This is a genomic window from Deinococcus multiflagellatus, from assembly GCF_020166415.1.
In the GTDB taxonomy this organism is placed as follows: domain Bacteria; phylum Deinococcota; class Deinococci; order Deinococcales; family Deinococcaceae; genus Deinococcus; species Deinococcus multiflagellatus.
Genome location: NZ_JAIQXV010000004.1, coordinates 167,883 through 191,542 on the forward strand (window position 1 = coordinate 167,883; position 23,660 = coordinate 191,542).

At 69.2% G+C, this 23,660-nt stretch carries 21 protein-coding genes, 1 tRNA gene and 1 pseudogene; 14 read left to right on the plus strand and 9 right to left on the minus strand.

Annotated elements, in window-relative coordinates; all coding sequences use genetic code 11:
* Nucleotides 1–2: 2 nt before the first annotated feature.
* From K7W41_RS23480 to K7W41_RS07845, 3 genes and pseudogenes are all read right to left on the minus strand, one after another.
* A pseudogene (locus K7W41_RS23480) lies at nucleotides 3–161 on the minus strand (eCIS core domain-containing protein); the annotation flags it as partial.
* A 363-nt stretch (nucleotides 162–524) separates the two neighbouring features.
* Entirely contained in the window at nucleotides 525–917 is a 393-nt protein-coding gene (locus tag K7W41_RS07840) for a hypothetical protein (protein ID WP_224606588.1), read from the minus strand.
* Between the two features lie 73 nt (nucleotides 918–990).
* On the minus strand, nucleotides 991–1,779 hold the full coding sequence (locus K7W41_RS07845; RefSeq protein WP_224606591.1) for a histidinol-phosphatase HisJ family protein: 789 nt from the start codon (nucleotides 1,777–1,779) through the stop codon (nucleotides 991–993).
* A gap of 76 nt (nucleotides 1,780–1,855) precedes the next feature.
* Between K7W41_RS07845 and K7W41_RS07850 the strand changes: the two genes are divergently transcribed.
* From K7W41_RS07850 to argC, 9 genes are all read left to right on the plus strand, one after another.
* Nucleotides 1,856–2,215: a VOC family protein gene (locus K7W41_RS07850; RefSeq protein WP_224606594.1), complete on the plus strand. Its 360-nt coding sequence runs from the start codon at nucleotides 1,856–1,858 to the stop codon at nucleotides 2,213–2,215.
* Nucleotides 2,216–2,297: 82 nt separating this feature from the next.
* Nucleotides 2,298–3,098 carry an ABC transporter permease subunit gene (locus K7W41_RS07855; protein ID WP_224606597.1) on the plus strand — a complete coding sequence of 267 codons (801 nt, stop codon included), beginning with the start codon at nucleotides 2,298–2,300 and terminating at the stop codon, nucleotides 3,096–3,098.
* Between the two features lie 157 nt (nucleotides 3,099–3,255).
* Complete coding sequence (locus K7W41_RS07860) at nucleotides 3,256–4,086, plus strand: hypothetical protein (RefSeq protein ID WP_224606600.1); 831 nt, start codon at nucleotides 3,256–3,258, stop codon at nucleotides 4,084–4,086.
* 490 nt (nucleotides 4,087–4,576) lie between these two features.
* On the plus strand, nucleotides 4,577–6,577 hold the full coding sequence (locus K7W41_RS07865) for a M14 family zinc carboxypeptidase (RefSeq protein WP_224606602.1): 2,001 nt from the start codon (nucleotides 4,577–4,579) through the stop codon (nucleotides 6,575–6,577).
* Nucleotides 6,578–6,846: 269 nt separating this feature from the next.
* Nucleotides 6,847–7,770: an ornithine carbamoyltransferase gene (gene argF / locus K7W41_RS07870; protein ID WP_224606852.1), complete on the plus strand. Its 924-nt coding sequence runs from the start codon at nucleotides 6,847–6,849 to the stop codon at nucleotides 7,768–7,770.
* Nucleotides 7,771–7,903: 133 nt separating this feature from the next.
* On the plus strand, nucleotides 7,904–8,554 hold the full coding sequence (locus tag K7W41_RS07875; protein WP_224606604.1) for an SIMPL domain-containing protein: 651 nt from the start codon (nucleotides 7,904–7,906) through the stop codon (nucleotides 8,552–8,554).
* A 9-nt stretch (nucleotides 8,555–8,563) separates the two neighbouring features.
* Complete coding sequence (locus tag K7W41_RS07880) at nucleotides 8,564–9,082, plus strand: GNAT family N-acetyltransferase (RefSeq protein ID WP_224606606.1); 519 nt, start codon at nucleotides 8,564–8,566, stop codon at nucleotides 9,080–9,082.
* Nucleotides 9,079–9,594, plus strand: a complete 516-nt coding sequence (locus tag K7W41_RS07885; protein ID WP_224606607.1) for an NUDIX hydrolase — start codon at nucleotides 9,079–9,081, stop codon at nucleotides 9,592–9,594. Before K7W41_RS07880 ends, K7W41_RS07885 begins: the two co-directional genes overlap by 4 nt.
* Before the next feature lie 315 nt (nucleotides 9,595–9,909).
* On the plus strand, nucleotides 9,910–10,830 hold the full coding sequence (gene argC, locus K7W41_RS07890) for an N-acetyl-gamma-glutamyl-phosphate reductase (protein WP_224606609.1): 921 nt from the start codon (nucleotides 9,910–9,912) through the stop codon (nucleotides 10,828–10,830).
* A gap of 284 nt (nucleotides 10,831–11,114) precedes the next feature.
* Here argC and K7W41_RS07895 read toward each other — a convergent pair whose 3' ends face one another.
* The 3 genes from K7W41_RS07895 to trpS form a co-directional block, all read right to left on the minus strand.
* The gene (locus K7W41_RS07895; RefSeq protein ID WP_224606611.1) at nucleotides 11,115–12,287 is read right to left on the minus strand and encodes a low temperature requirement protein A; all 1,173 of its coding nucleotides are present in this window, start codon (nucleotides 12,285–12,287) and stop codon (nucleotides 11,115–11,117) included.
* A gap of 215 nt (nucleotides 12,288–12,502) precedes the next feature.
* Entirely contained in the window at nucleotides 12,503–13,324 is an 822-nt protein-coding gene (locus K7W41_RS07900) for a segregation/condensation protein A (protein WP_396115319.1), read from the minus strand.
* 12 nt (nucleotides 13,325–13,336) lie between these two features.
* Nucleotides 13,337–14,335: a tryptophan--tRNA ligase gene (gene trpS, locus K7W41_RS07905; RefSeq protein WP_224606613.1), complete on the minus strand. Its 999-nt coding sequence runs from the start codon at nucleotides 14,333–14,335 to the stop codon at nucleotides 13,337–13,339.
* Nucleotides 14,336–14,568: 233 nt separating this feature from the next.
* Between trpS and K7W41_RS07910 the strand changes: the two genes are divergently transcribed.
* Nucleotides 14,569–15,588: a DUF4142 domain-containing protein gene (locus K7W41_RS07910; RefSeq protein WP_224606615.1), complete on the plus strand. Its 1,020-nt coding sequence runs from the start codon at nucleotides 14,569–14,571 to the stop codon at nucleotides 15,586–15,588.
* 67 nt (nucleotides 15,589–15,655) lie between these two features.
* On the opposite strand, the gene K7W41_RS07915 is transcribed toward K7W41_RS07910, so the two are convergent.
* The gene (locus K7W41_RS07915) at nucleotides 15,656–17,560 is read right to left on the minus strand and encodes a peptidyl-prolyl cis-trans isomerase (RefSeq protein ID WP_224606617.1); all 1,905 of its coding nucleotides are present in this window, start codon (nucleotides 17,558–17,560) and stop codon (nucleotides 15,656–15,658) included.
* A gap of 40 nt (nucleotides 17,561–17,600) precedes the next feature.
* Between K7W41_RS07915 and K7W41_RS07920 the strand changes: the two genes are divergently transcribed.
* A tRNA-Arg gene (locus tag K7W41_RS07920) sits at nucleotides 17,601–17,677 on the plus strand.
* A gap of 187 nt (nucleotides 17,678–17,864) precedes the next feature.
* Nucleotides 17,865–18,863 (plus strand): SIS domain-containing protein, encoded by a 999-nt coding sequence (locus tag K7W41_RS07925; protein ID WP_224606620.1) that lies wholly within the window; start codon nucleotides 17,865–17,867, stop codon nucleotides 18,861–18,863.
* A gap of 611 nt (nucleotides 18,864–19,474) precedes the next feature.
* On the opposite strand, the gene K7W41_RS07930 is transcribed toward K7W41_RS07925, so the two are convergent.
* On the minus strand, nucleotides 19,475–20,152 hold the full coding sequence (locus K7W41_RS07930) for an NUDIX hydrolase (protein WP_221088062.1): 678 nt from the start codon (nucleotides 20,150–20,152) through the stop codon (nucleotides 19,475–19,477).
* A 171-nt stretch (nucleotides 20,153–20,323) separates the two neighbouring features.
* Complete coding sequence (locus K7W41_RS07935; protein ID WP_318010902.1) at nucleotides 20,324–22,366, minus strand: amylo-alpha-1,6-glucosidase; 2,043 nt, start codon at nucleotides 22,364–22,366, stop codon at nucleotides 20,324–20,326.
* A 124-nt stretch (nucleotides 22,367–22,490) separates the two neighbouring features.
* Here K7W41_RS07935 and infC point away from each other — a divergent pair, with 124 nt between their 5' ends.
* Both infC and K7W41_RS07945 read left to right on the plus strand, forming a co-directional pair.
* A complete protein-coding gene (gene infC / locus K7W41_RS07940; protein WP_221088508.1) occupies nucleotides 22,491–23,099 on the plus strand; it encodes a translation initiation factor IF-3 in 609 nt (202 codons plus the stop codon).
* 130 nt (nucleotides 23,100–23,229) lie between these two features.
* Nucleotides 23,230–23,475 carry a glutaredoxin domain-containing protein gene (locus K7W41_RS07945; protein ID WP_221088060.1) on the plus strand — a complete coding sequence of 82 codons (246 nt, stop codon included), beginning with the start codon at nucleotides 23,230–23,232 and terminating at the stop codon, nucleotides 23,473–23,475.
* The last annotated feature ends 185 nt before the right edge of the window (nucleotides 23,476–23,660 follow it).

Below are 23,660 nucleotides of genomic sequence, written 5' to 3' on the forward strand. Positions count from 1 at the left end.
TGGCTGTTCGGATTGAACCGCCCACTCTGGAAAAAGATGTCGCTGCCCGTGGTAAACGCAATGGCATTGACCCCTTTCGCCAGCGTGTCCGCCTCCGCATCATCGTGAATACGAACATGGGACAGGTCGTGGTTGAGCCCTTGTTCGAGGTGCCGTTGAATCGCTTAGGGCAGAGGATTGCCTGCGCCCCGTCGGGCTTGAATGCGCTGCAAGACCGGTTGCGTCGCTTCCGCGTCCAGTTCGGCCAATTGGCGCTGCAAGCTCTGACGTTGAGCGAAGGTCGCGGCCAGCCCTGCTTCGGCCTCGTAGCGTTGCACGGCTGCGTCAACCGCCCGTTGAAGCGCGAGTCGTTCGCCAGCTGGGACCATGCCCAGCACCACGCGACTGACTGGCGCACTGATCGCATGCCGTTGCAACGTGGCCAAGTGTTCGCCGTAGGTGTCGTAGCGGGCTTGGGCGGGGCCGCGATCTGCACGGAAGCCTTGGACCAAGGTATTGGCCACCTGCCGTTGAAGCGCCGTGAACTAGGCGTATTGCCGCGTATCTAACGCTTGGCCTTCGACCTGTTCGGCTCGATGACGCATCACCGTCACCCAGTCCGCCGGACTCTGGGGCTTCGCAGGCACGGGCTGGGCGGCCCGTTGAATCGGCTGACCCTCCACCTGGGGCAGGGCAGCCAATTGCTCGTTGACGGCTTGGCGCTGAACGGCGAGCCGTGTCACCTCCTGCTGCTCTAACCCGGACGCCCGCAGCACCGGCCCCGTCACCTGCCTCTGCAGGGCCACTGGCCGGGCGGTATGCCGCTGAAGAGCCTGCTGCGCCGCCGACAGCTGAATGGCTGGATCTTGACGAGGCGCAGGCGTGATGGGGCGGGCTTGTTGCTGCCGAACCCGCTTTTTGAATTCGGGCGCGCTCATGCCCGCAGCCTATCCCACAGTTCAACTGCTGGTCAGCGCATTTGAGGCGTCAATGTAGACCACGATGTCCAGATCAGTCTGTTCGCCGCACCCCGCCCCGGTAGGTCACCACCCGGGCGCCCACATCCTGCAAGAGCTTCAGGGCGTCGGTAAAGCGGAAGCCCACCTCTACGGGCCGGTGGGCGTCGCTGCCCAGCACAAAGGGAATGCCGCGCTCGGCCGCCTGCCGGGTCAGGTTGGGGGCCGGGTAGGCTTCGGCCACCAGCTTGCGCCAGCCAGCGGTGTTGAAGTCCAGGCTCAGGCTGTGGTCCGCAATCACGTCCAGCGCGCGCAGCGCCGCAGCCCCCAGCGGGTCGCGGTGCCCGAACTTCTTGGGCAGGTCCAGGTGGCCTATAGCGTCGAACAGGCCGCTCCTGGCCGCGCCCTCCACCAGGGCGTAATACTGCGTGTACAGCGCGCCCAGGTCGCGGCTCTCGTATTCGGCCACGAACTCGGGGTTGTCAAAGCCCCAGGCGCCCAGGTAATGCACGCTGCCAATCACGTAGTCCCAGGGGTGCATGGCCAGCACCCGCTCCACAAACCGCTCGGTGCCCGGGTGAAAGTCGGCTTCCAGGCCCAGGCGCACCTCCAGGCGCCCGGCAAACTCGGCCTGCACCGCCTGAACCGTCTCGATGTACCCGGCCAGTTGATCCAGCCGCATGCGCCAGGGGGCGTCGTACCACGCGGGCATGGGCATGTGGTCGGTAAAGCACACCCCCCGCAGCCCGGCGTCCAGGGCCGCCTGCGCGTACTCGCGGGGCGAGCCACTCGCGTGCCCGCACAGGGGCGTGTGCAGGTGAGAATCAAAGAGAAGGGCGCTCATGGGCTCCAGGGTAGAGCACGGTCCCCAGTTGGGCACCTGCGCTTGAGCCGCCGGCACAGGCCCCGTACGCTGAGCCATGTCCCCAGGTCCCCTGTGCACCCTGACCCTGGCCGTGCGTGACCCGCAGGCCTCGCGCGCCTTTTATCAGGCGGCCTTTGGTCTGAAAGACGCCCCGCAGGCCGCGCCGGGCTTCGTGATGCTGGTGGCGGGCACGGACCTGACCCTGATCCTGCAGCCGCACGCCGCCAGCGGGGCGGCCCCGCAACCGGGCGGCGCCGAACTGGGCTTTGCGGTGCCTGACGTGGCGGCGGCCTGCGCCACCCTGCGCGCGCTGGGCGCCGTGGTGGGCGAAGTGCAGCGCATGGGCTGGGGCGAAGCCGCCGATGCCCGCGACCCCGACGGCCACGCCCTGACCCTCTTCCGCGCCGACGGGTGAGACGGCCTGCCGCCCATTGTCAGAAATCCGTTCCTTTCCTTCTCGCTGTGCGGCGCAGCTGGGGCAGTCCAGGGGAGGCCGCATGAGGGGGCTGGGCACCGTGCTGGGCCTGCTGGGCTGGCACGCGGCGCTGGTGGTGGGCACGCCGCGCCACCTGCCGCTGCCCGAGCGCGTGCTGGCCTATCCGGGGGTGCTGGCCTCTGTGTTTGCCCCCGAGATCCTGGGGCCGGTGGCCGAAGCCGCGCTGCAGAGTGCGGCCTACCTGCTGGGCGGGGTGGCCCTGGCCTGGGGACTGGCGGGGGTGCTGCGCCGCGCGCCGCTGGGCCTGCTGTGGGTGCTGGACACCGTGCCCCCCTTTCTGCTGCTGCTGCTGGGCGTGGCCCTGGGCCTGGCCGTGACCCTGCGCCAGGGCTGGACCTTCCCACTGACCCCCTGGTCGCCCCTGATGCTGGCCCTGATGGTGGGCAGCCTCGCCCTGCCGATGGCCGCGCGGGCCGCTGGCCAGGGGCGCGCCGCCTACCACGAGGCACTGGCGGCCGACCACAGCCGCGCGGCGCGGGCCATGGGCCTGCCCGAAGCGCAGGTGCAGCGCCGGGCCGCCGCGCTGGCCCGCCCGGTGCAGGCGGCCTCGCTGGGTGCCGACGCCCTGGGGCTGGCGCTGTCGCTGGCCCTGCTTGAAGGGCTGCTGCACTTTCCCGGCGTGGGCGACACGGTGTATCTGGCGGTGCAGGGGCAGTTCTCGGAGACGGGGCAGCTGGAAGGCGAGCGCCTGACCCTGTTCGCGGGGGCGCTGCTGGCCCTGCTGGTGCTGGCCGCCCTGGCCCACCTGGGGCTGCGCTGGGCCGCTGCGCGCCTGGACCCGCGCCCACTGGCGGAGGCGTGAGACGGCTTCGGAAGGCTGACGGCGATGCACGAATTGAGCTTCGAAAGCGCCGGGGGCAGGGAGCATCCAGACCCGCGCTGGGGGGTCTGAACAGGGCCGGCATTCGGATGGGCGCAGCACCGGGACCAACCAGAAGGGCCGGGGGCCCGCAGCCCCGATGAGATGGCTGCTGCTCCCCCTGGTGCTGCTGGCACTGCTGGCCCCGCGCCAGGAATGCGAGGTGCGCACGCTGGTGCCGCTGGCCGCCCCACAGGTCGCCCAGACCGGTGCGGAGGTGCCGTTTGCCGTGCCACCGCTGCGCCCCGGGCACCCGGCCGCGCCCCTGGGCACCGACCGCTTTGGGCGCGATCCACGCTGTCTGGCGCCGCGTGCCCTGGGCCGCTCGCTGGGACTGGCGGCCGGTACGGTGCTGCTGGGGCTGCTGCCCGGGTTGCTGCTGGGCCTGTGGCACGGCTGGGTCCGCCTGCGCCTGCCGCCCGAGGTCCCCACGCTGCTGGTGCTGGTGTTGCTGCTGGGCCGGTCCTCCTTCCGGGCAGTGCTGGTGCTGGGCGCCGCGCTGCTGACTGCCCGGCTGGTGGGGGCCCAGGTGGCGGCCCTGCGGCGCGAACCCTTCATGGACGGCGCGCGGGCCCTGGGGGGCGGCCCCTGGCATGTGTGGCGCACCCACCTGTGGCCGCACCTGCGCCACCGGGCCGCCGCTGTGGTCGCCACGGTGCTGGGCGGCGTGTTTCTGTGGCTGATGGAACTGGGCGCCCTGGGGTTTCACGACCAGCCCACGCTGCGCGTGGCCTTCAGTGACGGCCTGGACCCGGTGCCGGACATCACCGCCATTCCCCTGAACGCCGACCTGGGCCAGCTGATCAGTTTTGCGCGCTGGGCGTGGCTGGACACCCCCGAAGGCCTGCTGTGGCCCGCCGCCCTGCTGACCCTGCTGGTGCTGGCCCTGAAGGATCTGGCGCGCTGGCTGGAGGGCCGTGGGTCAGGCTAGGCCTGGGAACGCTGACGCCGGCCCCCTCCCCTTCCATAAGGATTCCGGTTCATCCATTCTTCCATAACTGGTGAACCCGACCGGAGGGGCTCGCAGAGCGGCGCAACAGAGAAGGAACAACGGTGACGGAGAGGCACGGAAGCACCGCAGCGACGCGGAGGGGCGGCAACGGATCATCCGGCATCCGTAGCAGGCACCTGTCTAGAACAGCGCACCGGGACCGTCTGGCCAGCGGCGCCCTGAAACGGAGCCCAGGTCTGGGCGGTTCACGCGCGCCAGCAGGGCCTGGGTTCTCTGCCGGCGCTAGCACGAAAGCGTCACGCTGCATGTCAGATTTCACCAGCGCGTTCGGCAAAGCAGGACAGAGGCATCCTGAAGGGCCGAAGGGGGGTGTTACAGTGCCGGGGTACCACACAACGCAGGCGCCCTGTGGCTTCCCGGCTGGTTCAGAACGGCCCTCCCGGGCAGGTGTGCCACGCCCGGAGGTTGTATGACGCGACGGTTCCCTGCCCTTCTTCTCAGCTCGTCTCTGCTGCTGGCCGCCTGCTCGCAGACCCCCACGCCCCAGGCGGTCGCCCCGGCGACCCCCGGCAGCTCCCTGGTGGCCACCGCCGACGAGTGCAGCACCTTCCAGCAGAACCCGGTGGTTGTCTCGCGCATTGATTTTCAGACCGAGCGCGACTGGATTGACATTGTCAAGACCTTCGAGCCGCTGGGCGGCAGCGCCCAGGAGAAATTCGTGCTGCTGGATGTGGGCAAAGACGACTTCGAGCGCCTGCGCGTGACGGGCCTGACCCGCGGCTGGACCATCCGCATTGACGCGGCGGAAACCGCCAAGCACAGCGGCTCTCTGAAGCAGAACCTGGGCAGCCTGTCCATCAGCGGCTATTCCTGCTACCGCACGGTGGAAGAAACCTATGCCAGCGCGCAGAGCATCGTCTCGCAGTACCCCAATCTGGCCAGCTGGTCGTCCATCGGCTCGACCTGGCTGAAAACCAAGGGGCGCGGCGGCTACGACATGAACGTGCTGAAGCTGACCAACAAGAGCATCACCGGCACCAAGCCCCGGCTGCTGATCACGGCGTCTATTCACGCCCGCGAATACACGCCCGCCGAACTGGCGACCCGCTTTGCCGAGTATCTGGTCAGCAACTACGGCAAGGACGCCGACGTGACCTGGATGCTCGATAGCCAGGAAGTCTGGCTGGTGCTGCAAAGCAATCCCGATGGCCGCAAAAAGGCCGAGGCCGGCGCCTCGTGGCGCAAGAACGTGAACGACACCCAGGCCTGCGGCAACGGCCTGTTCGGGGCCGACCTGAACCGCAACTTCACCTATGCCTGGGGCACCGGGGGCTCCAGCACCGACCCCTGCAATGAAACCTACCGCGGGGTCAGCGCCGGCTCTGAGCCCGAAACGCAGAACCTGCAAAACCTGATCCGCGCCGCCTTTGCCGACAACCGCGGCCCGGCTCGCACCGACGCCGCGCCGGCCAGCACGCCCGGCGTGTACATGGACATTCACAGCTACTCGCAGCTGGTGCTGTGGCCCTGGGGCGACACCACCACCGCAGCCCCCAACGGCGCGGCGCTGCAGTCGCTGGGGCGCAAGCTGGCCTACTTCAACGGCTACACCCCGGAGCAGTCGGTGGGCCTGTACCCCACCAGCGGCACCACCGATGATTTCGCCTACGGCGAGCTGGGCGTAGCCGCCTACACCATCGAACTGGGCACCGCGTTCTTCGAGCCGTGCAGCACCTTTACCGGCACCACCCTGCCCAAGAACCAGGCGGCGCTGCTGTACGCCCTGCGGGTGGCCCGCGCGCCCTACCAGCTGGGCAGCGGCCCGGACAGCGTGAGCCTGTCGGCGCCAGCCAGCGTGGCCACGGGGGCCAGCTTTACCCTCAGCGCCAGCGCCGATATGACCCGCTTTAACACCAGCAACGGCGCCGAGCCTGCGCGCACCATTGCGGGCGCCGAGTACTTCATTGACACGCCCCCCTGGGCCGGCGGCACGGCGCGCGCCATGACGGCCACGGACGGCAGCTTCAGCAGCAACCGTGAAGCGGTGCAGGCCACGGTGTCCACCAGCGGCCTGAGCGCCGGCAAGCACACCGTTTATGTGCGCGCCCGCAACAACAACGGCACCTATGGTCCGGTGTCGGCCCTGTTCGTGACGGTGGGCGGCAGCACCACGCCCACCCCCACCACCTACACGGGCAGCGTAAGCAGCGGCACCAACTCGTACCAGCCGGGCAGCGCGGGCTTTTCGTACGCGGGCGGCACCCTCAAGGGCAACCTGACCGGGCCCAGCGGCACCGACTTTGACCTGTACCTGCAGAAGCTCTCGGGCAGCACCTGGAGCGACGTGGGCGCCAGCGAAGGCAGCACCAGCACTGAGGCCATCACCTACGCCGCCGCCAGTGGCACCTACCGCTGGCGCGTGTACGGCTACAGCGGCTCGGGCAGCTACACCCTGACCGAAACGAAATAAGCGCGTAAAAGCGGGGCGGCGCCTTCCTGCGGGGAGGCCCGCCCCGCTCGTGCATGTTCACGCACCAATAGCGAATAAACATGCGTCGTCCGACCAGGTGATTTCGCCCTGACCCGTACAGGGTATACTTCTTCCCTATGCCGAAGGCCGACACCAAAGCCAAAAAAGGGACACAGGGGAAAAAGGGCAAGGGTGAGGTGGCTGACAGCCCCTTACCTCCCATGAATAATCCTGCGCTCCTGACCCCAGAGACCCTGCCCGCCCCCGTGATGGCCGGGCGCGACTTCCTGAGCAACCTCGATATGTCGGGGGCCGAACTGCGCGCCGTGCTGGACACCGCGCACGCCATGAAGCGCGGCGAGTGGCGGCAGGTCAAGCCGCTCGCGGGGCTGTCGCTGGCACTGGTGTTTGAAAAAGCGTCCCTGCGCACCCGCACCACCTTCGATGTGGGCATGTACCAGCTGGGCGGACACGCCATTACCCTTTCGAACACCGAGATTGGCCTGGGCACCCGCGAACGCGTGAGCGACGTGGCGCGCAACCTGGAACGCTGGGTGGACGGCGTGATGGGCCGCGTGTACCTGCAGCAGACCCTGCAGGAACTGGCGCAGCACGCCTCTATTCCGGTCATCAACGGCCTGTCGGACATGCTGCACCCGGCGCAGCTGCTGGCCGATTACCAGACCATCGAGGAGGAATTCGGCCACGACCTGCGTGGCAAGCGGGTGGTGTACATCGGGGACGGCAACAACCTCGCCAACAGCCACATTCACATGGGCATTCTCACCGGCACCGACGTAACGGTGGTGACCCCGGTGGGCTACGAACCCAACGCGGGCGTGCTGATGGACGCGGTGCGCGCGGGCGTGAAGGTGACCCTCACCAACGACCTGGGCGCGGTGGAAGGCGCCGACGTGCTGTACACCGACGTGTGGATCAGCATGGGCCAGGAGGCCGAGGCCGACATTCGCCGCCGGGCCTTCCGGGGCTATCAGGTAACGCCCGCGATGCTGGAGACCATTGCCCCAGACGGGATTTTCCTGCACTGCCTGCCCGCCCACTACGGCGAGGAAACGGTACCCGAAGCCACCGAGCACCCCAAGAGCCGCGTGTTTGATCAGGCTGAAAACCGCCTGCACGCGCAAAAGGCGCTGCTGTACCACCTGATGGGCCACCTGAAACCGCGCTGGTAAGGGCGCAGGGGTCTTGAGCCTATCCTCGCATGGCACGCTGCCGCGCACCAGACCCCGAAAAGGGGCGTTCCAGCCGGGAAAAACGCTGGGTACACTGGCGCTCCTGTCCAGACGGACAGCACCGGAGGTCAGCATGGCAGAGTACGCAATCATCGAGCGGCCCGTCGGCGTCAGTGTGTTCGGTTCCTCTGTGCAGCGGGTGCGGCCTGACCGCGTCATCCTGCAGTTCACAGTCCGGCACACCGACCCAGAGCCCCGGCAGGCGTACGCCCGGACACAGGCAGACGCGCGGGCCATTGCCGCCTTCCTGAGCGAACAGCCCTACCTGACATTCGGGCAAAGCGGCAGCGACCTGTACCCGCAAGACTGTCACCGCCGGAGTGAATCTGGTCCACCGACCTACCTGGCCAGCACGAAGTTCGAGGTGCGCCTCACCGACCTGACACGCCTCGAATCCCTTATGACCGCGCTGGTGGACTTTCAGGTGCAGCAGTTCGACCGCACGGCCTTCACCACGACCCGGCTGCGTGAGGTGCGGCAGCAGGTCCGGCGCGAGGCGGTGCACTCGGCCCGCCAGAAGGCGGCGCTCTACGCCGAGGAAGCCGGCGTGCAGTTGGGGCCTCTCCTGCACCTTCAGGACCTGAACCCCGATCACCTGCGGCGCTCTCAGGGCCATCACGCCGAACCCCGCCACGACGATCTGCTGCTGCGCGACGAAATGTCCCTGCACCCCCACGCCGTCACCGTCGGGGCCGCCGTGACCCTCGTGTACGCTCTCGCGTAAGGTCCCCCCATGACGACGCTGCACACCCCCCGCCTGACCCTCCGGCCCATCACCCCTGCCGACCTGCCCGAGGTGGTGGCCTACCGCAACGACCCGGCCGTGGCCCGCTTTCAAGCCTGGCCCCTGCCGGCGACCCTGGAAACCGTGCAGGGCCTCGTGTCGGACCGGCCCCTGGGCGCCCCCGGGTGGGTGCAGCGGGCCGTCACACTGGGCGGCGGCCCCCTGCTGGGCGACGTGGCCCTGAACACCCACGGCCCCCAGGCCGAACTGGGGGTGACCCTGGCCACGGCCGCCCAGGGCCAGGGGTACGCCGCCGAAGCCCTGCGCGCGCTGATTGACCACGCCTTCGGCCCGCTAGGGCTGCACCGCCTGCACGCCAGCATCGACCCGCGCAACGCGGCGGTGGCGCGGCTGCTGACCCGGCTGGGCTTTCGCCACGAGGGCACCGCGATACAGGGGTACTGGCACCGGGGCGAGTGGACCGACGACGCCTCTTACGCCCTGCTGGCCGCAGAATGGACCCCATGACGACCCACACCGAATGGCTGGACCTCGTGAACGAGCGCGACGAGGTGGTGGGCGCCGTCACCCGCGACGACGCCTGGGCGCGGCGCCTGCCCGTGCGGGTGGTCAATGCCTTTCTGGTGAACCGCGCCGGGCAGCTGTGGATTCCCCGCCGCACCGAGGCCAAGCGCACGTTTCCCGGGTGCCTGGACATGAGTGTGGGCGGCCATGTAGAGCGCGGCGAGAGTTACGAAGCGGCTTTCCGGCGCGAGACGCAGGAAGAACTGAACCTGGACCTGAACACGGTGCCCTGGCGCGAAATAGCCGCCTTCTCACCTGTTGAGACCACCCTGAGCGCCTTCATGCGGGTGTACGAACTGCGCTCAGAGGTGGCCCCGGCCTTCAATTCCGAAGACTTCAGCGGCGCCGAGTGGCTGACCCCGGCCGAGTTGCTCGCCCGTATTGAGGCGGGGGACCCGGCCAAGGGCGACCTGGCGGAACTGGTTGCGCGGTGTTATGGAGCCGGGCATGGCTGAGGCGCCGTTTCTCCTGGCCCGATTTCACCTGCCCGACGATTACCCCAGCGCTTTCCTGAGCCGGCAGTTCGGCGGGCATCTGGGCCCTCTGGACGGCGACATCGCCGTGTTTTCTCGTGCAGGTGAGGAAGTCCGGGCCTATACCCAGTGGACAACAGTAGAACCGGAGGGAGTGGCACGAGGCGAAATTGGTCTTGTCCGCCTCACGCCAATGCACCCGCCGCTCTGGCGCCATCTTCAGGCGGGACAGACCCTCCATCTCCACTTCGCTCGCCTGTCCCTCCAACTTACTCAACCCCTGACGGAGTCCCCTGTATGACCCTTCCCAAAGTGTTTATTGACGGTGAGGCGGGCACCACCGGCCTGCAGATTCGCGCCCGGCTGGCAGGCCGCACCGACCTGGAACTGCTGCGGATTGACCCGGCGCGGCGCAAGGACCCGGCCGCCCGCGCCGAACTGCTGAACGCCGCCGACGTGTCCATTCTGTGCCTGCACGACGACGCGGCCCGCGAGGCCGTGACCCTGACCACCAACCCATCCGCCCGGCTGCTGGACGCCAGCACCGCGCACCGCGTGAACCCGGGGTGGGTGTTTGGCTTTCCCGAACTGAATGCCGAGCAGCCTGCGCGCATCCGCGCCGCCCGCTTCGTGGCGAATCCGGGCTGCTATTCCACGGGCGCCATTGCCCTGCTGGCCCCGCTGACGGCCGCCGGGCTTCTTCCCGCCGACTTTCCGGTCAGCATTCAGGGGTACAGCGGGTACACGGGCGGGGGCCGGGCCCTGGTGGACGCACACGAAAAAGACGAGCCCCACCCCATGCGCGGCGCGTTTCTCAGTTACGCCCTGGGCTTGGCGCACAAGCACATCCCGGAAACGATGCGCTACGGCGGCTTGACCCGCACGCCCATCTTCACGCCCAACGTGGGCGCCTGGGCCCAGGGCATGACGGTGACGATTCCGCTGCACCTGCAGGACCTGGGCGTGTCGGCCGGGGCGCTGCACGCGGCCCTCAGGGGGCACTATGCCGGGCAACGCTACGTGCGGGTGTTCGACCCCGCCCAGAACCCGGACCCGCTGGACCCCCAGGCCCTGAACGACACCAACGATCTGGAAGTGTTCGTGTACGCCTCGGCCGATGGTGAGCGGGCGCTGCTGGCCGCGCGGCTGGACAACCTGGGCAAAGGGGCCGGCGGCGCCGCTGTGCAGAACCTGAACCTGATGCTGGGCCTGGACTGAGCGGGGCTGAAGCATGGGTCGGCATTCGAGCGGCGCGGGCATAAACATGCGTGGCGCTGTCCGGACTGATGGGCGTCCTGGCAGGGGCTACCCATTCCACACACGGCATCAAGAACAGCCCTCCGATTCCACTTCACCCTCTCTTAATTTGTTCGCCTCAACGTGGCCCCGGGTGCAGCCCTGGGGCCGCTTTGGATGCCTCGCTGAAAACCCGCAGAAACGCCTTTCCTCTCCCCTACTGCACAACGCGCAGGGGCCGGGCAGCCTCCTGCCCATCCCCCGCCCTAATGCACGTCGGTGCGGCCCACCTGATCGCTGCGGTACCACGCGCGCACGCCCACAGCGGCGTGTAGGACGTGCAGCCCCACCAGCGCGGCCACCAGGCCGTCCAGACCCAGGGGCAACGCGGCCAGCAGCAGGGCGGCGCCCGCCGTGCCCACACGCAGGGCCGTCACCGCACGGATGCCCAGTAAGCCGTCGTCGCGCACGGTGAATTCCAGGGCCGCCACTGCCAGATAGAACACCGCGAAGCCCAGGGCCAGCAGCCAGCGCACGCCGGGGGCGTCGTCCAGGGTGACGGCGTGGGTGGTCATGGCCCCCACCACGGTGATGCCCAGCACCAGCGGCAGGTGCAGGTAAGACCACGCGAACAGGCGCCGGGTGCGCGGCTGCGGCTCCCGGCGCCCAATAAAGTCGAAGTACACCCACCACAGCCCAAAACCCAGCAGCATCGCCAGCACAAAACGCAGGGCCACGCCCAGGTTCAGCGCCTTCAGATCGGCTAGCCCGTTGACCACGCCCACCAGGCTCTCGCCCAGCACGATGATCACGAACAGCCCAAAGCGTTCGGGCAACTTGCGAATGGCCGCCGGAAACAGCCGCCGCTGGGCTCCCAGGGTCAGGGCCGGGGTCAGCAGGTCGGCCAGCAGGCCCAGGGCGCGCAGCACCAGCCCCACGCCCGGCGGCACGAAGATGGACGCCACCCACAGCACAATGCTGAGGCTGAACCCCAGCGTAAAAACGTCGGTCACCGGGCGCAGATGCGGGTTGTGCCGCCCGGCGCGCCACCACATGAAGGTGATCAGCACGCGCGCCGCCACGTACGACAGGGCAAAGGCGGTTGCGGTTTTGCCCAGGCCGTATTCGGCGCTGGCCGCCATGCCCGACACCGCCAGCAGGTGCAGCAGCGTAAAGACCCGGAAACTCAGGTCGTAGGTTTCAAAGCGTTCGCTGTAAACGGTCAGGCCAATCCAGACCCACCACACCGGCACAAACAGCAGCGCAAAATCGCGTGCACCTGCCAGATCCGGGTGGAGGGTGAGGTGGTGGGCCAGCCGGGCAATGACCACCACGAAAATCAGGTCGGTGAACAGTTCCAGAAACGTGACGCGCCGGGCCTCGTCGCCCTCTGGGTGCAGCGCCGGTTTTTGCCACCACAGTCGGTGATTGGGCACCATCTGTCTCCCCCTTCTCTGGGCTGCCGGTTGAGACCGCCACCCCATTCCAACAGCGCTAGGGGTTGACCCCATGCCCGAAAGTCCGTTGTTCAAAGCTGCCCCGAAGGGCGGGCTCAGGCTGCTGGAACTGAACCGTTGTCGCACACGCTAGGGCTGAAATCCGTACGAAGGGACGCTGGTCCAGTGAGCGAGCGCGTCCCGCCCCCAGCTTTCGTTCAGCGGGCGCCGCTGGCCGCGCTGGCTTCGTCCCCATCCCGCTCTTCAGGCAGGTTCGAGGTCACGGCAATCTCGCCGTAGGGCTCGGCCTGTTCTGCGCTGAAGGTCCCTTCTTTCACCCCCTCCAGCAGCGCCGCGAAGTAGGTGGTGCGCTCGCCCCAGTCCTGGGCGGGAATGCCGCGAAAGGTGAAGGTGCGCAGCCGGGCGCCAAAAGCCCGCAGCGCCCCCAGGGCGCCCTGCAGCGTCAGGCGCTCGCGGGCCAGCAGGGGCACCTCCACCTGCCGCACCGCTGAGCGCGCCGCACGAACCAGCCGGGCCAGACTGCCCTGGGGGTTGCGTGGCCGCTCGCGCCGGGGCAGGGCCACCGGAACGGGCCGGGCCGGAATCAGGCCCTCGCGTTCGCGGCGCCGGGCAGCCAGAAAACCCACCAGGGCGTCCAGTTCCGCCAGGGCTTCCACGCCCTGCAGGACCTCGTCCTCCGGGGCCTCGTCAAACGCGGGGTCCGGGGGCAGGTCGTCGTCCTCGGGGGGCGGCAGCAGGAGGCGGGCCTTCAGGGCGATCACGGCCGCCAGGGTGGGCAGCAGGTCAGGGTGGGCGTCGGCCAGGCCAGTGGGGCCCGCGCCCGTCACCTGCCCGGCCCAGGCCAGCACCTCGCGGGTGAGGGCCAGCAGCGGCACCTCGGCCGGAGACACGCGCCCGGCGCGCAGGGCCGCTGCCAGTTCGCCCAGCGTGCCCGTGAACCCGGGCAGTGCCGCCACAAAGCCGCCCGCCCCTGCCTGGGGCGGTACGGGGGGAGCGGCCGGAGCCAGGGTCGCCGTCACGGGGGGGCCAGCTTAAAGGTGCAGGAAGCCGACCCTGGCCCGCGCCTCGTCCATCACCGGCTGGGCAATGGCGCGCGCTTCCTTGGCGCCCTGCACCAGGGCGTCGCGCACGTAGTCGGGGTCGGCCTTCAGCACGGCGGCGCGCTCCTGAATGGGGGTCAGGTGCCCGGTGATGTTCGCCATCAGCTTTTTCTTGCAGTCCACGCAGCCAATGCCGGCCGTGCGGCAGCCCACATAGATCTCGGCCAGCGTATCGGCGTCGCTGAACAGCTTGTGGTAGTCGCCCACCAGGCACTTGTCGGGATCGCCGGGGTCGGTGCGGCGCACACGGGCGGGGTCGGTGGGGGCCACGCGCAGCTTCTGCCAGATCGAATCCAGCGGCTCCAGAATGCCCAGGGTGCTGGCCTCGCCCTTGCTTTTGCTCATCTTGCCCTGGCCGTCCACACCGGGAATGCGCAGGGCGCCCTCGGCCAGCACCGCCTTGGGCTCGGGAAAGGTCTCGCCAAACGCGTGGTTGAACTTGCGCGCAATCTCGCGGGTCAGCTCAATGTGCTGCACCTGATCCTCGCCCACGGGCACGGTGTCGGCCTTGTAGAGCAGGATGTCGGCGGCCTGCAGCACGGGGTACATCAGCAGGCCGGCCGGGGTGCTTTCCAGTTTCTGGGCCTTGTCCTTGTACTGGGTCATGCGTTCCAGCTCGCCCACCGGGGTCAGCAGGGTAAACAGCCAGCCCAGTTCGGCGTGCTCGCGCACATGCGACTGCACGAAGAAAATCACCTTCTCGGGGTTCAGGCCCGCCGCGAAGTTCGCCACCGCCATGTCCAGGGTGCGCTGGGACAGCAGCGCCGGATCAAAGGCCGCCGGGTTGGTGGGCGCGTGCAGGTCCACCACGCAGTAAATCGAGTTTTTTCCGTACTGCTCGCCCAGCGCCACATAGTTGCGCATGGCCCCGAAGTAGTTCCCGATGTGCGGCTCACCCGTCGGCTGAATTCCAGAAAACACGCGCGGCATAACCGGCCGATTCTAGTGCATGGCGCGAGACGGCACGGCCCCCAGGGCTGCCCCCTTCATGAGGGAGGCCCCAACGGCCATTGACCCAACCCAGGCGTGGGCACGCAGCCGGGCCCCCGGGCGCTGCATGGCCTCTTCACCGCCCCCGCAGGCCACTCTCCGAAGCTGGGGACGATCCCGGCGTGGCCTGGGGGCCAGCGGGCCCTGGCGCCCGGACCATCAAAGGAGACCCCATGACTGCTCTTCGATCCCTGCTGCTGCTTCCGACCCTGCTGCTGGGCGCCGCTGCCCAGAGCACGCCCTCCCAGAGCAGCACGACCCAGAACACCTCCCAGAGCGCCAGTACGCCCTCGACCACTGTCCTCGCGCCCAGCCCCTCACCCAGCGCGCTGTGCGGTCTGGCGACCTCTGGCACCAGAGCAGCCCCCGCAACGACGACGGGCGCGGCGGCCGGCACGGGCGGCACCCGCAGCGGCGCGGCGTCGGGTTCGGGCGGGACCAGTGGTGCGGCCACCAGTGGGAGCGGCGCTGGGCAGACCGGCGGCAGCGCCAGCACGTCAGGCACCGGGACAGGCACGGGCTCATCGGGCCCCGGCTCGGCTGGCACTGGGGCAACCGGCAGTGGCAGCTCGGGCAGCGGCCAGGGCACGGGCAGCCAGGGCAGCGGCAATTCGGGGTCTGGGAGCCAGAGCACGGGAAGCGCTGGTAGCGGCAGCCAGACCCAGGGGAGCCAGGGCACTGGGGGCCGGGGGACCAGCACCCCGGGCAGCAGCGCGGCCACCGGGACCGGCAGCGGGGCAGGCACCAGCACCGCCGCCCGCACCACCGACGCCTGTTTTGCCACCCAGGCCGCCCTGAGCGACCAGTTCGAAATTCGCACCTCGGGGCTGGCCGCCAGCCGCAGCGCGCGCCCAGAAGTCAAGGCCTTTGCCCAGCGCCTGATTCAGGACCACACCGCCGCCACCCGCCGCCTGACGCCGCTGGCTACCCCTCTGTTGCAGCGCCTGCCCACGGCGCTGGACACCGCCCGCGAACTGCAGTACCGCGCGCTGCAGGTGCAGCAGGGCGACGCCTTTGACCGGGCTTTCCTGGCCGCGCAGGTCTCGGCGCACGAGCAGGCGGTCAATCTGTTTACCGCCTACAGCAAGGCGGGCACCCACGCGGGCCTGCGCGCCCACGCTGCCGCCAGCCTGCCGGCCCTGCAACAGCACCTGCAGCGCGCCCGCGAACTGCTGCGCGCTGTGGCGAAGTAACCCAGGAGCAGAACACAACGAAACCGCCGCCCCGTGAACGCGGGGCGGCGGCGCTGTGGGTTAAAGGTTAGCGGTTGCTGGTGCCGCCGGCGGGGGCGCCGGTGCTGCCCTGGCCGCTGCCTTCCTGGGCCGGGGTGTCCGTTTTAGAGGTGTCGGTCTTGGGAGCGTCCGTCTTGGCGGGGGCCTTGGGGGTCTGGGCGGCCACGCGCTTTTCCTGGGCGGCCAGCACGGCCTTCAGGTTGTCCGTGGGCTTCAGGGCGGCCACCTGGGTTTCCAGGAACTTCTGGCCGGCCTCGCTCTTCTTCTGGGCCAGCACCTGCGCTTCAATCTCGCTGCGCACGGCGCTCAGGGGCTGGGTGGTGGCGGGCTTCAGGTCGGTGACATACAGCACCACGAAGCGCTCGCCCACCTTCACCACGTCGCTCAGGCTGCCTTCGCCCGCGTCTTTCAGGCTCTTGGCGGTGAACACGGCCGCGTTCAGTTCTTCGCTCAGGGCGCCGTCGCCCGCCGTCACGGTGCCGCGCTCGCTGACGGTGCCGCCCGCCTTGCTGGCCGCCGTGACAAAGTTGCCGCCCGAGAAACCATTGCGGAACGCCACGGCCTTTGCCTGGTCCTTGAAGTTGGCTTCGGCCACCGCCGCGCTGGCGGGGTTCTCGTACTGCGCCTTGTTCTGGGTGTAAAAGGCCTGAATGTCGGCGTCGGTCACCTTGGCGCTGCGTCCGCCGTAGGCCGCCAGCGCCGCCGCCAGTTCCTGGCGGGTGCCGGTGAGGTTCAGCTTCAGGCGCTCGGCAATCGTAGGGGCCGCGTAGGCCTGAATCAGCTGCTGCACCGTCTGGGGCTTCAGAATGCCGTTTACCAGACCGGCGGCCTGTTCGGCGGGCACCTGCTGCAGCAGACCCGCGAACTGCTGGTTGTTCACCACCTGCCCCACCAGATCCGAGTAGGGAATGTCCTGGCCGGCCACGCTGGCGACGGTGGGGTTCTCCGTCTTCCAGTTGATGTCCTTGTACTCGACCTTCACGTCTTTTTTCAGGTCGCGCACCCAGGCTTCCAGGGCGGCGTTCTGCTTCTGCTCAGTCACGGCGGTCGTCAGGTCGCTCTTGGCGTCCTCAAAGGGCTTGGGGGCGGGGGGCAGGTACTTTTCCACCTTCACGATGTAGAACTTGCCGCCGCTTTCCACCACGTCGGTCAGGCCACCCTCGCGCAGCGCAAAGGCCGCCGCGCCCACCTCGCTGGGCAGGGCCACCTGCGCCACCGGCCGGGGCACGCCGTTCTCAATGGGCCCCAGGGCGCCGCCCCGGTCCTTGAACTCGGTGCTGTTCTCGCCCGCCAGCTTGGCGAAGTCGGCGCCGCCCTTCAGCTGCTTCAGCAGCTCCTGCGCCTTGGCCTTGTCGGCCACCACGATCTGGCGGCCCTGAATGCGGGCATCGGTCTGGAAGCGCTCGGGGTTCAGGTCGTAGTAGGCGCGCAGTTCAGCCTCGGTGGGAGCGGGCACGGCCTTTTTCAGTTCGTCGACCTTGCGCTCAATGGCGAGGCTCTGGCGCACCTGCTCGCGGTAGCTGGCGTCAGTCAGGCCCGCGCCCTGCAGCGCGTCGGTCCACTTCTTGTTGTCGGTCAGGTTGTTCGCCTCGCGCACTTCCTTGACCTTGGCGCTGACGTCATTGCGGCTGACCTTGATGTCCTTGACGGCATTGGTCACCAGGGTCTGCTCGACCTTCTGGGCCACCACGTAGGTCTTGAAGTCGTCGGCCAGCAGGCCGGTGTCGGTGCTGCTCAGAACCGGGTTGCTGCGGCGCACCGCTTCCAGGTCCTCCACGGTCACGGTGGTGCCGTTGACCGTCAGGGCCGGGGTGCCTTGCTGCTTGCGCCCAAACAGGTCGCCCAGGTTGGGCGTGAACTGATAGGCCATGCCCACGATGAGCAGCAGGGCCAGAACGCCCATCAGGACGTTCACGAGTTTCTTCTTGTTCACTTGATCTCCTTCATACGAAGTGCTAGGGTACCGGAGCTTTGCGCTCGTAGCTCAGGTGGATAGAGCGTTGGCCTCCGGAGCCAAAGGTCACTGGTTCGAGTCCAGTCGAGCGCGCCACCCCCCTCACCCTGCCACTCCGGCGGGGTGATGTGTTTTGCCCTCACAGGGGCCGTCCAGAAGCGCACGCGCCGGATTCTAGCATGCAAGGTTAAGTGGAGGTGAAGGCCTGCGGGCCCGTCTGGCAGGGGCTTTTTGGCCCCGGCCCAGCCGCGTGCCGGGCCCCCACTGAGCTACCCTGAACCCTATGAGCGCTCACCTCCTGACCCTGCTTGAAACCCTGCCCGGCGCCTACGCGGGCCCCGACCGCCCGGAAGAGGGGCCCTACGGCTTAGTGGGGACCGGCGAGGGCACCCTGGCCGCGCACCTCGCCCAGAGTCTGGTGCCCGGCACCCTGGCGCGCAGCGGCACCCAGTTCGTGCTGGGCAGCCCCGACGCCGGCGCCCTGGCCACCGACTACGCCGATCTGGCCACTGTGGCGGGCGCGCAGGTGCGCCGCGTGGCCACGGGCGGCACCCCCGAGGAAATTGACGTGCTGGTGCCGGGCGGCCCCCTGGCCACCTACCACTTTGCCCAGTACGTGGCCCACGCCAGCGGCCACAACGAGGACGCCCGCGCCGCCGACGCCCTGCTTCAGGACCTCGCCGCGCGTTGCGCGCCCCATGTCACGGAAGGCAACCCGGCGCGCGACCTCGCCTGGAGCCTGTGGGGCCGCACGCCCCTGCTGCTGGCTGCCCCCGACGCCGAGGCCCTGCCCCACGCGTGGCAACAGCTCCTGGCCCGCACCGCCAAGACGCTGGCCGTGCCCCTGCTGGGCGACAGCCTGCCGCTGGTGACGGGCGCCTTTGAAGCGCAGCACGAGAAGGGCGACGCCAAGGTGGCGCTGCTGCTGGGCGACGCCGACGACACCCTGCTGCTGGCGCGCGAGGTGCTGGAGTCGCGCATTGACGAGATCATTCATGTGCCCTACCCAGGGGGCGCGCAGGGCTACCCTGGGCAACTGGCCCTGTGGTACTTCGGCGCCTGGGTGGCGGCGTATCTGGCCGAGCGGTACGGAGTAGAGGCCGCCGACGTGCCGGTGCTGGCCCGCGCCCAGGGCGTGATGAGCGGCGAGGACCGCGAACAGGCCCGCCTGAGCGCCCCACGCGACGACCTGCGCCGCACGAATCTGGTCCGCGACTGGGCCGGAGACGATGACCAGACGGACGAAGACCCCGACTACGACGAGGACGAAGCAGAAGACTAAGCGAGACGCTGGTTGTGCCGTTGGCAGAAACGGTGCAGGTTGACGGGGGGCCCAGGCGGGCTTTGGGGCCTACAGCCGCAACCCGGACCACGCAGACCCTGGAGCTTGAGTGCGCTGCCCCCATTCCTGCGTCTTCCGAACCATTCTGAAAGACGTTCCAGAATGGTTTCGGCTTCAGGGAACCGCAGAACTGCGGAGCAGCGCATGAGCAACTGCGGATCTCCGCGCCTGGGCCCCAAAAGGCGCCGAACACAGAGAACATCCAGAACAGCACGGGAGGCAGAAACGGACGGCAATCCGGATTAGCCGCACCCCCCTCGCTTGGTCCTGGCCATCTGCCGCCAGGCTCGGCAGAGTGCCCCAACCGCTCTGTCCCTGATACGGCTTCCGGATGATCCGTGACGGCCCCGCCCCGTCGCTGCGGTACTTCCACGCCGCTCCGTCACCGTTGTTCCTTCTCTGCGGCGCCGCTCTGCCAGTCCCTCCGGTCGGGTTCATCCGTGAGGCAAGAACTGCTGAACCGGAACCCTTATGAGGCCACTGAGGCTGCGCTGCACTGGCGGCACCACAGTGCAGCCTGCCTTCGGCCCTGCTTGAATTCCCCCGCCCCCTTACAGCGCCGGGGTGCGGGTGCCCTTGGCGCGGCGGTACAGCTGGGCGGGGCGGCCCACGCCACTGCGGCGCTCGCCGCTGGGCATCAGGGTGCCCTGCGACAGCACGCGCTTGCGGAAATTGCGCTTGTCCAGCTTGCGGTTCAAGATGGCCTCAAAGACCCCCTGCAATTCGGGAAGGGTAAAGGTGTCGGGCAGGAATTCCAGCGCGAGGTTGGCGTATTCCAGGCGCAGCTGCAGCCGCCCCAGTGCCCGGTCCAGAATCGCCTGATGGTCAAAGGCCAGCCGGGGCGGCTGGTGGGCGCTGAGCCACGCCGCGCCCAGGGTGTGGCCCCCACCGCTGACCTCCACGGCACCGGCAGGCAGCACCGCCAGATGCGCCACGCTCACGATGCGCCCGCGCGGATCGCGGTTGACCTCGCCAAAGGTGAAGAACTGTTCCAGGTGCCGGGGTTCCAGTTCCACGGTGGTTTCGGTGCGCAGTTCGCGCAGGGCCGCCTCATGCAGTTCCTCGCCGGGGTGCACGAAGCCGCCGGGCAGCGCCCAGTCGCGGGCGTGGGGCAGTTCGCCGCGCTGCACCAGCAGCACCCGCAGTTCCCCGGCGTGCATGGCAAAGGCCGCCACATCCACCGCCAGCCCCACCTGGGTGGCCTGGGGGGGCAGCAGCAGGTCACCCACAGCGGCCAGCCTGCGAGGCGCCCGCACTGGCCCTCGCCACAGCCCTCACCGGGCAACAGGGGGCAGGACAGCAGGGGCGCAGCATGGGCTGATCGTAGAATTGGTGTCCTGGGGACGTCAAGTCACCCTCCGCGCGCACCCTGGACAGCTTTCTGCGCCCAGGGGCGACATTCAGGACCCGGTGGGCGCAGCGGCCCGCTGCGCTTCAGCACGCGAGACCAGCACGTGGGCGCGCAGCAGTTCAGCCACGCTCCAGGCCTGAAACGGGCAGCCCCCCGGGCGCAGGCTGTCGCCCGCAAACACCTCTGAAACGTGGCCCAGCCCGGCGTCCCACACATGGCCCATCAGGCCGTGGAGGGCCGCGCGCGCCGGCCCCACCTCGCCCCGGGAGAGCAGCAGTTCGACAAACGCCGTGAGCGGCCAGGGCCAGACCGTGCCCTGGTGGTAGGCCGCGTCGCGCTGCACCTGCGCGCCGCCGTAATTGCCCTTGTAGCGCGGGTCCAGCGGCGACAGGGTGTGCAGGCCCAGGGGGGTCAGCAGTTCCGTTTCCAGGTCCCCCACCGCCGCCGCCACCTGGGCCGGGGTGGCAGGCGTGTCGGGCAGGGCCAGCGCCAGGGCCACGTTGGGACGCAGGCTGTGGTCCGGCAGGCCCTGGGGGTCCAGGGTGTCGGCGTAGGCGCCTTCCTGCCAGAACCGCGCGAAGCTGGCCTGCGCCTGCGCCAGCGCCCCGGCGAACTGCGCCGGCTGGCCCAGCGCCGCCGAGAGCCGCCCCTCGGCCCCCAGCGCCGAGAGCCACAGCCCCTGAATCTCCACGGGCTTGCCGTGCCGGGGGGTCACCACCCAGTCGCCAATTTTCACGTCCATCCAGGTCAGCTGCACGCCGCCCTCGCCGGCCAACAGCAGGCCGTCAGTGTCGGCGCGGATGCCGTGGTCGGTGCCGCGCCGGTGCCAGTCCAGTAATTCGCGCAGGGCCGGGAGCGCCAAGCGCGCAAAGTCCAGGTCGCCGGTCACGGTCACGTAGCGTTCCAGGGCCACCGCCAGCCACAGGGCGCCGTCCACCGTGTTGTAGCCCGCGCCAGCGCCGTCCTCGTGAAAGTTGTTCGGAATCAGGCCCCGGCGCAGCGTGCGCAGGAAGGTGTCCAGAATCTCGCGCGCTTCGGTCCAGCGCCCCGTCAGCAGCGCTACACCAGTCAGCGCGATCATGGTGTCGCGGCCCCAGTCGGCAAACCAGGGGTAGCCCGCGATCACCGTGGTGCCGGCCGGCTGGGCGCGGCGCACAAGGTAGGCGTCGGCGGCGACCGCCAGGGTGGCCACGAGGTCGTCGCGCACCCCGGTCACGGCCTGGGCCTGCGCGGCCAGCGCGCGGCGGCGGGCGGCCTCCTGGGCGTAGGCGGCCCAGGGGTCTTCCACCGTGACCTCGCCCGTGGCGGGGGTCAGGCCCTGCACCACCAGGGCCGCGCGCCCGCCGCCAGCCGGAAAGCTCAGGTCCCACAGGGCAGCGCCGCGCACGTACTCGTGATCGGGTTCGCCGCGCGCCGCGTCGTGGCGGTAGTACACGCGCTGGGTGAAGGGGCGCGGCTCCAGGGTGCCCAGGGCCGCGCCGGGCGCGTGCACAGTCACGCGGGTCAGGCGCTCGCCCTGCACCGCCACCTCGCGGCCAGCGGCGCTGAAGGTCAGGTCCGGGGCGTGACGGTGCACCGCGTGCATGTCGCGGTCCACGAAGTAGCCGCCCAGCACGAGGCTGACGGGTTCGCGGCTCTGCACCTCGTACAGAAAGACCACCGCCCCCGAGCCACGCGGGCTGAAGGCGCGGCGGCGCACGGTTACGCCGCCCACCGCCTGTTCGCGTTCGGGCAGCAGGTCCAGCAGCGCGGCGCCGCTCAGCACGTCCAGCCCCTGCCCTTCAAAGACCCCGGGCGCAATTTCCAGGGCGTGCAGGGCCACCTCGCGCAGGCCCGCGCGGGTGCTCAGGCGCAGCACCTCGTGCGGCGAGACAAACTGCGCGGCGCGCTGCACGGGCGGCTGGGCGCTGACCACCAGGCCCGAGTAGCAGCGCGTGGGCACCCCGGCGAGGCTGCTGAGGGCAAAGCCGCCCAGGCCGTCGGTGAGCAGCACCTCCAGGTCGGGGTTGCGGGCGGCCTGGGGGCCGAAGGTGGCGGCGGTGGGCCAGGCGGGGGCGCCGGGCGCGGGCGCAGCAAAGTCAGGCGCAGTCACGCTGCCCAGCATGGCAGAGCGCCGGGGGCGAAGGCGGGGGGGCGTGGTAGACTGGGGCTGTCTCGTCCCGTCAGAGGTGGGCGAAGCCGCCCGGAGAGCCAGCGTGCCCCGGAGCGCGGCGGAGGTGATGAACATAGCGAAAGAACACAAGGTCAACGAGCAGATTCGGGTGCGCCAGATTCGCCTGATCGGCGCTGAAGGTGAGCAGGTGGGCATTATTGATACGCGTGACGCCATGCAGATGGCGCGCGAGGCCGGGATGGACCTGGTGATGGTCAGCCCCCAGGCCGTGCCCCCTGTGTGCCGCCTGCTCGACTATGGCCGGTTCCGCTACGAACAGCAGCAGAACGAGAAGGAAAACCGCAAGCGGGCCCGCGCGCAGGAAGTCAAGGCGATCAAGTTCCGCGTGAAGATTGACGACCACGACTTCAACACCAAAACCGGGCACGTCCGGCGCTTTCTGGAAGAAGGCCACAAGGTCAAGGTCACCATCATGTTCCGTGGCCGCGAGCGCACCCACCCCGAACTGGGTGAGCGCATTCTGGTCCGCGTGGCCGAAGTGCTGGCCGATGTGGGGGCCCCCGAAAGCAACCCCAGCATGATGGGCATGGACATGAACATGATCATGACCCCCAAAGCCGCGCCCGCGCCCAAGAAAGAGCGCGCCGCCGTGGCCGAGGACGGCAGCGCCCCGGCCGCGCCGGGCGACAGCGCCGCTGCAGCCAGCGCGTAAGCCTGCTCCCAGCAGCCCACCCCCCCAGCGGGCGGTGGGCTGTTCACGGCTTCCGGACAGCCTGGGCAGCCGAATGCTTTATTTTGTAAACTGGTGATGTGGGCCAAGCCGGCCCGCCCGGAGGACGACCATGATCAAGATGTACACGACGAGCTGGTGCCCCGACTGCCACGCGGCCAAACGCGCCCTGACCAGCAAGGGACTGGCCTACGAGGAAATCAACATTGAGCAGGACGAGCAGGCCGCCCAGTACGTGATGAGCGTGAACGGCGGCAAGCGCAGCGTGCCCACGCTGGTGCACGGCGACGTGGCCGCCAGCCTGAGCGGTTTCCGCCCGCAGAAGCTGGATGCGTTTCTGGCGCAGGCGGGGCTGTAAGGCAAGGAAGCAGGGGGCGGGGCGCGGGAGGCGGGAAGGTGGCCTTCCGCGCTCTGCGGTTTGGGGCAGGGTGGCGGGTGGGCGACTTTGGGTCCAGCGTACAAGCCTCTGGCGTTCCTCTTGGGCCGACTCAGCACCACAACTTCGCTTGAAGAGGGGCAGCGGTCCTCATAAACTCCCTCCAC